We start from the raw sequence: 7,854 nt of genomic DNA on the forward strand, positions 1-7,854 counted from the left end.
TGGACCGGGGCATGATCCCGTTGGGCTCCTGCACGATGAAGCTCAACGCGACGACCGAGATGGAGTCCGTCACCTGGACCGAGTTCGCCAGCCTGCACCCGTTTGCCCCGCTCGACCAGACCGAGGGTAGCCGCGAGCTCATCCGCCAGTTGTGCGCCATGCTCGTCGAGATCACCGGCTACGACGAGGTCAGCCTGCAGCCCAACGCCGGCTCGCAAGGCGAGTTCGCGGGACTGCTGGCCATCCGTAAATATCATCTGGCCAACGGTGATGACCAGCGCAACATCTGCCTTATCCCCTCCAGCGCGCACGGGACCAATGCGGCCAGCGCCGTCATGGCGGGTCTGAAGGTCGTCGTGGTCAAGAGCACGGCCGAGGGAGAGGTGGACCTGGAGGATCTCGCGGCCAAGGTGGACCAGCACCGCGACAAGCTCGCGGCGATCATGGTCACCTACCCCTCGACGCACGGCGTCTACGAGGAGACCATCAGCGAGCTGTGCGAGATCGTGCATGAGGCTGGTGGGCAGGTCTACGTTGACGGCGCAAACCTCAACGCGCTCCTGGGCATCGCCAAGCCCGGTGAGTTCGGCGGGGACGTGTCTCACCTGAACCTGCACAAGACCTTCACCATCCCGCACGGCGGTGGCGGTCCCGGCGTCGGCCCGATCGCCGTGCGCAAGCACCTGGCGCCCTACCTGCCCAACCACCCCCTGGACGCAGAGGCTGGGCCGGACAGCGGGCCTGGCCCCATCTCGGCCGCACCCTACGGGTCAGCGGGCATCCTGCAGATCCCGTGGGCCTACATCCGCCTCACCGGCGGTGCTGGCCTGACCAGGTCCGGGCAGGTCTCGGTGCTCAACGCCAACTACATTGCAGCGAGGCTCCAGGACCACTACCCGGTGCTCTACACGGGCAATAACGGGCTGGTGGCGCACGAGTGCATCCTTGATCTGCGCGGCCTGACCAAGGAGACCGGCGTCAGCGTGGACGACGTCGCCAAGCGCCTCATCGACTATGGCTTCCACGCCCCGACCATGTCGTTCCCGGTTGCTGGCACGCTCATGGTCGAGCCGACGGAGTCGGAGGACCTCGGAGAGATCGACCGGTTCATCGCGGCGATGATCTCCATCCGCGAGGAGATGGACAAGGCTGCGGCCAACGGGGTCGAGGAGAGCGCGCTGCGGCACGCGCCGCACACCGCCTACTCGATCGCTTCCGGTGACTGGGACCACCCCTACGACCGGATGACCGCCGCCTACCCGCCCGGAGTGGATCCTGCGCGCAAGTACTGGCCCCCGGTGCGCAGGATCGATGGCGTCTATGGCGACCGCAATCTGGTGTGCGCCTGCCCGCCGCCGGAGGCGTTCGAGGACTGAGCCCCGAGAGGTAGGGGAGCGCCTGGGCCGCGCCACGAGCGGCCGGTGCTCCCCTCCCTGGCGGTTATGTGTGATTATCAGCCCATGGGTCAAGAGGTCAGCCACAGCGATTTCACGCGCGAGCAGCGTCTCGCGTTCAGGCAGCGGGTCCTGCAGGACCTCGACGTCTTCGAACGCATGCTGGAAGGCAGTCGTTTCGACTTCACTCGCCCGCAGATGGGCCTAGAGATCGAGCTCAACCTGGTCGATCAGGACGACTTGGCACCGGCGCTGGTCAACCGCGAGGTGCTCGACGAGATCACCGACGAAGCCTCCGACGAGGACTTCCAGACTGAGGTCGGTCGCTACAACATCGAGCTCAATGTGCCTCCTCGACCGATGGCCGGGGACCAGGCGGTGCGCCTGGAGCGGTGGCTCTCGCAACGGCTGCGCCAGGCCGGAGACGCGGCACGCGGCATGGGTGCCCGGCTCGCCGCGATCGGGATCGTGCCCACGCTGCAGGCTAGCCAGTTCGATCGCCCCTGGCTCTCGGACGGCGTGCGCTACCTGGCACTGAACGACTCCCTGGTCCGCGAGCGCGGCGAGGGCTTCGAGCTGGACATCCATGGTCCGGCCGGTGAAGAGGTGGTCAGCTATCACGACACCATCGGACCGTTGTCGGGCTGCACCTCGATCCAGCTCCACCAGCAGGTGACCCCGCAGGACTTCCCCGTCTACTGGAACGCCGCGACCATCATCTCCAGCGTGCAGGTGGCGATCGGCGCCAACAGCCCCTACCTGTTCGGAAAGCGGCTGTGGGCCGAGACGCGGATCCCGCTGTTCACGCAGATGGTCGACACCAGGTCGGTCGAGCTCAAGCACCAGGGCGTCCGGCCTCGTGCCTACTTCGGCCGCTCGTGGATCACCTCGATCTTCGACCTTTTCGAGGAGAATGTCCGGTCGTTCCCTGCCCTGCTCCCGGAGAGCTCGGACGAAGACTCGATCGCGATCCTGGAGGCGGGCGGCACGCCGTCACTGGCGGACCTCAAGCTGCACAACGGGACGGTATGGCGGTGGAACCGCCCCATCTACGACACCAGCCAGGGGGTGCCGCACCTCCGCGTTGAGAACCGCGTCCTGCCCGCCGGGCCGACGGCCGTCGATATGGTCGCCAACGCGTGCTTCTACTACGGCCTGCTGGAAGCGTTCACCGCCAGTGGTCGCCCCATCTGGACGAAGATGCCGTTCGAGGATGCCAGGAGCAACTTCGACGACGCCGCCGAGCACGGTATCACCAGCGTGCATACCTGGCCGGGGCTCGGCAAGATCCCCGCGGTCGACCTGATCTCCGACCACCTGTTGTCGGTCGCCGATGACGGACTGGCGGCGCTCGGTCTGCGCCGCGAGGTCCGTAGCCACTACCTGTCCGTGATCGAGGGACGCTGCCGCACCAAGACCAACGGCGCGAGCTGGCAGGTGGCCGTGACGGAGTCCTACGAGAAGGCCGGCTACGACCGAGCAGAAGCCTTGCGGGAGATGTTCGGTCACTACATGGACAACAGCGAGCAAAACCTACCGGTCCACACGTGGCCCCTGCCCACTGTTGCGCCGCGGAGCGAGTCGGTCAGTGACGGCGGTTCCACCCCTCGATGACCGGCGTCTCGTGATGGTGGCCGAGCACTGCCACGGAGCCGACCTCAAAAGTCAGGTAGGCCGCGAACCGCGCCGCTTGCCGTAGGTAGACCGCAGCCAGGATGCGTAGGGAGTGTCCGTGGGCCACCAGGCAGACGTCCCCGTCGAAGAGCATCGGCCAGATCCGCTCCAGGACACGGCTGCCCCGTGCCGAGACCTCCTCCACGGTCTCTCCTGGGGTCTCTCCAGGGATGACGCCGTGCTCAAAGACGGTCCAGTGGTAGCCCAGCTGTTGGCGGATGTCGATCGTGGTCAGGCCCTCGTAGCCGCCGTAGTCCCATTCCATGAGGTCGGGATCTAGTTCGTCGACCACCAGGCCCGCCAGCTCAGCGGTACGCCGGGCTCGCTGGAGCGGGGAAGAACGGACGTGCACGAACGTCATACCGGCGAGCGTGTCGGACAGTTTGACGGCTGCTTCTTCGCCTTCGGGCAGCAACGGCAGATCGGTGCGGCCCGTGTGCTGACCGGTCCGCGACCACTCGGTCTCCCCGTGGCGGACCAGGACGAGGCGGCCGCGCGGGATCGCCGGACCCGTGGGCAGGGGGTCTGGCAGGTCGGTGCGCGGAACATGAGCGGTCACGAATGTCAGACTACGGGTATGAGTGAATCACTGCGATCGGTATCTCTGACCCGCACGGGCCCCGAGTCTTTTGAGGCCACCAACGCCCGAGGTGGCACCCTCCACCTGTCTTCAGGTGGTGCTGACAGCACCGACTTCACCCCTGTGGAGCTGCTGCTCGCGGGGGTGGCCGGCTGCTCCGGCATCGACGTCGACCTGCTCACGTCGCGGCTCTCCCAGCCGGACAGTTTTACGATCTCTGCCGAGGCCGACAAGGTGCGGGACGAGAACGGCAGCCACCTGGGGCCGTTAACCGTGACGGTGTCGGTGACCTTCCCGGACGGTGAGGGCGGCGATGCTGCGCGGACCCGGCTTCCCGATGCTGTCGCCAAATCTCGAGACCGCCTGTGCACGGTGTCGCGGACGGTGCTGCTCCCGACGCCGGTGAACTACGAGATCGTCGAGGGCTGATGGATCTCGACCTTCACGGACACCCGTCGATCTACCGTTCGGCGCCGCTGAGCGCCGACGACGTGCCCGCCTGGGCGGATCTGGTCAACCACCTGGCCGTGGTTGACGGCACCGAAGAGTTCCAGCGGGTGGACGACCTGCGTGCGGAGTTCGAGCGCACCGGTTTCGACCCCCTACGCGACTCCTTAGCCGTCTGGGATGACGAGGCGATGGTCGCCTTCGGCGTCTTCAGCGTGCCGCCGACGACGGACAACGACGGCAACGGCCGGGGTTACCTCCAAGGTGGGGTCCGTGAGAGCCACCGTGGACGTGGCCTCGGCAGCGCACTGCTGGAGACGTTGTTGCCGCATGCTGCCGACCTGGTGCGTGAGCGCCATGCCGAAGTGACGGCCTCCTACCTGCGAGCCTCCGGGGGCCTGTCTGGCTCCTCTGCGCAGGGCTTGCTCAGCGACCACGGGTTTCGGGTGGTTCGCTACTACAACGAGTTGACCAGACCCCTCAACGGCACCGTGGAGGTAGACACGATCGAGGGGGTGCAGTTGGTTTCACCGGGCGCTGAGCATGCAGAGGCGACCCGGCTCGCACACAACGATGCCTTCCGGGACCACTGGGGCTCCGGGCCGCAATCTGCCGCGACCTGGCACGAGCACTGGACCGGCACCTCCCGGCGGGGTGAAGTGTCCACGGTGGCGCTGACCACGGAGGGCACGGTGCTGGCCTACGTGCTGTGCAGCGAATGGGTGGACCGGGAGCTCTACGTGGACATCCTCGGCACGGTCAGGACGGCCAGAGGCCGCGGCGTGGCCCAGGCCGCGCTGCTGCGCACGATCACGGAGGCAGCCCGTAGTGGCTCCTATGACGTGATCGCGTTGGGTGTTGACTCGTCCAGCCAGACCGGCGCGACTCGGCTGTACGAACGAGTCGGGTTCACCCACAAGCTAGCGACCACGTCCATGCAGCGGGACCTGCCCCTGACGTCGTCGTAGGCTCTCGTGGTGAGCTCCACCCCGTTGCACAGCACTTTGGTCGGCGACCATGGCCCGGTTGTCATGTTCTTCCACGGCCTTTTCGGACGTGGACGTAATTTTTCCGGGATCGCCAGAGCGTTGCAGCCGGACTACCGGTGCCTGCTGGTCGACCTGCCCAACCACGGCGCCTCGCCGTGGACCGACCGGATCGACTACACCGAGATGGCCGCACTGGTGGCCGCGCACCTCCGTCAGGCGCTGCCGAGGGAAGATGCTGTGGCAGTGGTCGGCCACTCGATGGGTGGCAAGGTCGCGATGATGCTGGCGCTGACCGAGCCCGGGCTGGTCGAGCGGCTGGCCGTGGTCGACATCAGCCCCACGGGGGCGGGGGAGACCAGCGAGTTTGAGCACCTGCTCGGGTCCCTGGCCCGGATCGACCTGAGCGCGGTGCACAACTTCGGGGACGCGGACCGGGCGCTCTCAGCGGACGTGGCCCAGCCCACGCTGCGCGGATTCCTGTTGCAGAACTTGCGCCGGAACCGCGAGGCCGGGACCTTCGCCTGGCAGCCCAACCTGGAGTTGCTGCGGAGGGATCTAGCGGTCGTCGCCTCGGACATCCCCCACGGCGACGCGGTCTATGAGGGCCCAGTGCTCTGGATCGCCGGTGCCGACTCGGGCTATGTCGCGGACGAGCAGATGCCGACGATGCGGGCTCTGTTCCCTCGCACACAACTCATCCGCATCAAGGATGCCGGGCACTGGGTGCACTCCCAGCAGCCAGAAGTCTTCACTTCGGCCTTGCGCTACTTCCTGAGCAGGGACTTCGGGAAACCTTCCTGACGGGGGCCACACCGCGCGTTACAGTGACCGGTATGGCGCGTTTCGTGAACATCCATCCGGTGGACCCGCAGCCGCGACTGGTCCAGCAGGTCGCCGACATCCTGCGTCAAGGAGGTCTGGCCGCGTTCCCGACCGATGCCTGCTACACCCTCGGCGCGCGGCTGGGGGACCCGGACGCCAAGGCCCGGATCATTGACATCCGGCGCCTGGACGACAAGCACCACTTCACCATCATGTGCGCTGACTTCGCCCAGCTCGGCCAGTTCGTCCAGCTCGACAACGCGGTGTTTCGCGCGGTGAAGGCCGCCACCCCTGGGCCCTACACCTTCATCCTCCCGGCCACCCGGGAGGTGCCACGGCGTTTGCTGCAACCGCGCAAGAAGACCGTCGGAGTGCGTCTGCCTGAGCACAAGATCTGCCACGCTCTCCTCGCCGAGATGGGAGAGCCGCTGCTCACGAGCACCCTGCTCATGCCCGGCGACCAACAGCCGCTGGAATCCGGTTGGGAGGTCAAGGAGGCCCTGGACTCGGTGGTTGATGTCGTGGTCGACGGCGACCAGACTGGTTGCGAGCCGACCACCGTCGTGGACTTCTCCGAGGGCTATGCGCAGATTGTCCGGGTCGGTTCTGGAGATCCTGCGCCCTTCCGCTAAGCCAGGTCCTCGAGACGTAGGTCGAGGAGTTGCTGAGCGGTCGGATCATTACCCCAGCGACCCGGGCGGCCAGCCGACTAGGCCTCGCTCTGCCAGTCCAACCCGTCGTTGCCGAGCTGGGAGACGACTTGCTCACCCATCACCTGCTGGATGTGGGCGCGGCGTTCGTCGGTGGGAGCGCTGACCGCGAAGTGAAGCCCGGAGACTTCCGTCGGCGCGCCGCTCGCCACCGCGTCCTCGGCGCCCTGGGCCCGGATGCGCACCGAGCCGCCCTCGCGGAAGGGGATCGTGTAACCGTCCTGCTCGCGCAGCGAACCGCGGTGCAAATGCGCCTCCTCGATGATCTGTTCCAGTCGCTCGCGCGGTTGGTCGATCGCCAGGAACGCAGTGCTGCGCTGCGTGGGCGCGTCGGGCACAGCGTTAAAGGTGTTCGCCATCGTCTCCAACTTCCTCGGTGCTCTGCGGACGGAAACACCATCATCGCAGAGCCGTGGCCCACTGCCAGCCGGGAGGGTCGAGATGGTAGAACAGAGACATGGCCACCATTACTTTCAAGGGAAACCCCCTCACGACCGTCGGCGAGCTGCCCGCAGTGGGCGCCAGCGCCCCAGCGTTCACTCTCGTGGGCACCGACATGGGCGAGGTCGACAGCTCCGAGTTGGACGGCCGACGCGTCGTCCTCAACATCTTCCCGAGCCTGGACACCGCCACCTGCGCCAACTCTGTGCGCAAGTTCAACGAGCTCGCGGCCGGCCTGGACAACACCACGGTCGTGTGCGCCTCCCATGACTTGCCCTTCGCCCAGGCGCGCTTCTGCGGCGCCGAAGGCATCGACAACGTCCGCGTGGGGTCCGCCTTCCGCAGCAGCTTCGGCGAGGACTACGGCGTCAAGATCGCCGACGGACGGATGGAGGGTCTGCTCGCCCGCGCGGTCGTGGTCGTCGACGAGACCGGCAAAGTGGTCTACACCCAGCTCGTTGACGAGGTCACCGAGGAGCCCGACTACGACTCGGCCATCGCCGCTCTGGGCTAAGACTCAGCCCACCCGCTCCAGGTCCACCATGACTTCGTGGTGACCGGTCTGCGGAAACATATCGAACAGGCGCGCATGCCGCACGGACAGTGACGGCATGCGCGCCAGGTCGTCTGCGAGCGAACGCGCGTTGCAGCTGGAGTAGAGGACGCGCTGCACGCCGGACTCCTCGAGCGCAGCGGCCAGGGGACCGATGCCGCGCCTAGGCGGGTTGACGACGATCAGGTCGGGGGGCGTGCGGCCGACGAGGTATGCGGAGGCATCGCCGACCTGGAAAGTCACC

General features: G+C 66.9%; 9 protein-coding genes and 1 pseudogene. 7 read left to right on the forward strand and 3 right to left on the reverse strand.

Annotated features, from left to right (window positions below; genetic code table 11):
- Positions 1-1,376 (forward strand): aminomethyl-transferring glycine dehydrogenase subunit GcvPB (gcvPB, locus tag Q4P07_RS00005; RefSeq protein WP_303372828.1); only part of this gene is annotated, 1,376 nt, incomplete at its 5' end.
- An 84-nt stretch (positions 1,377-1,460) separates the two neighbouring features.
- Entirely contained in the window at positions 1,461-3,008 is a 1,548-nt protein-coding gene (locus Q4P07_RS00010; RefSeq protein WP_303372829.1) for a glutamate--cysteine ligase, read from the forward strand.
- On the opposite strand, the gene Q4P07_RS00015 is transcribed toward Q4P07_RS00010, so the two are convergent.
- Positions 2,980-3,627, reverse strand: a complete 648-nt coding sequence (locus Q4P07_RS00015; RefSeq protein WP_303372830.1) for a histidine phosphatase family protein — start codon at positions 3,625-3,627, stop codon at positions 2,980-2,982. The genes Q4P07_RS00010 and Q4P07_RS00015 overlap by 29 nt on opposite strands.
- A gap of 18 nt (positions 3,628-3,645) precedes the next feature.
- On the opposite strand from Q4P07_RS00015, the gene Q4P07_RS00020 reads away from it, so the two are divergent.
- Genes Q4P07_RS00020 through Q4P07_RS00035 form a run of 4 tightly spaced genes read left to right on the forward strand, consistent with a single transcriptional unit; the run spans position 3,646 to position 6,538 of the window.
- A complete protein-coding gene (locus Q4P07_RS00020) occupies positions 3,646-4,077 on the forward strand; it encodes an OsmC family protein (protein WP_303372831.1) in 432 nt (143 codons plus the stop codon).
- Entirely contained in the window at positions 4,077-5,063 is a 987-nt protein-coding gene (locus Q4P07_RS00025) for a GNAT family N-acetyltransferase (RefSeq protein WP_303372832.1), read from the forward strand. Before Q4P07_RS00020 ends, Q4P07_RS00025 begins: the two co-directional genes overlap by 1 nt.
- Before the next feature lie 9 nt (positions 5,064-5,072).
- Complete coding sequence (locus Q4P07_RS00030; RefSeq protein ID WP_303372833.1) at positions 5,073-5,885, forward strand: alpha/beta fold hydrolase; 813 nt, start codon at positions 5,073-5,075, stop codon at positions 5,883-5,885.
- A gap of 32 nt (positions 5,886-5,917) precedes the next feature.
- A complete protein-coding gene (locus tag Q4P07_RS00035) occupies positions 5,918-6,538 on the forward strand; it encodes an L-threonylcarbamoyladenylate synthase (protein WP_303372834.1) in 621 nt (206 codons plus the stop codon).
- A 77-nt stretch (positions 6,539-6,615) separates the two neighbouring features.
- Here the strand turns inward: Q4P07_RS00035 and Q4P07_RS00040 are convergent, their stop codons facing one another.
- Positions 6,616-6,975 carry a hypothetical protein gene (locus Q4P07_RS00040; protein WP_303372835.1) on the reverse strand — a complete coding sequence of 120 codons (360 nt, stop codon included), beginning with the start codon at positions 6,973-6,975 and terminating at the stop codon, positions 6,616-6,618.
- A gap of 98 nt (positions 6,976-7,073) precedes the next feature.
- On the opposite strand from Q4P07_RS00040, the gene tpx reads away from it, so the two are divergent.
- Positions 7,074-7,571: a thiol peroxidase gene (gene tpx, locus Q4P07_RS00045; protein WP_303372836.1), complete on the forward strand. Its 498-nt coding sequence runs from the start codon at positions 7,074-7,076 to the stop codon at positions 7,569-7,571.
- Positions 7,572-7,574: 3 nt separating this feature from the next.
- On the opposite strand, the pseudogene Q4P07_RS00050 reads toward tpx, so the two are convergent.
- Positions 7,575-7,854: pseudogene (locus tag Q4P07_RS00050) on the reverse strand (23S rRNA (uracil(747)-C(5))-methyltransferase); the annotation flags it as partial.

The sequence above is a fragment of the Ornithinimicrobium sp. genome (genome assembly GCF_030537745.1).
Taxonomy (GTDB): domain Bacteria; phylum Actinomycetota; class Actinomycetes; order Actinomycetales; family Dermatophilaceae; genus Ornithinicoccus.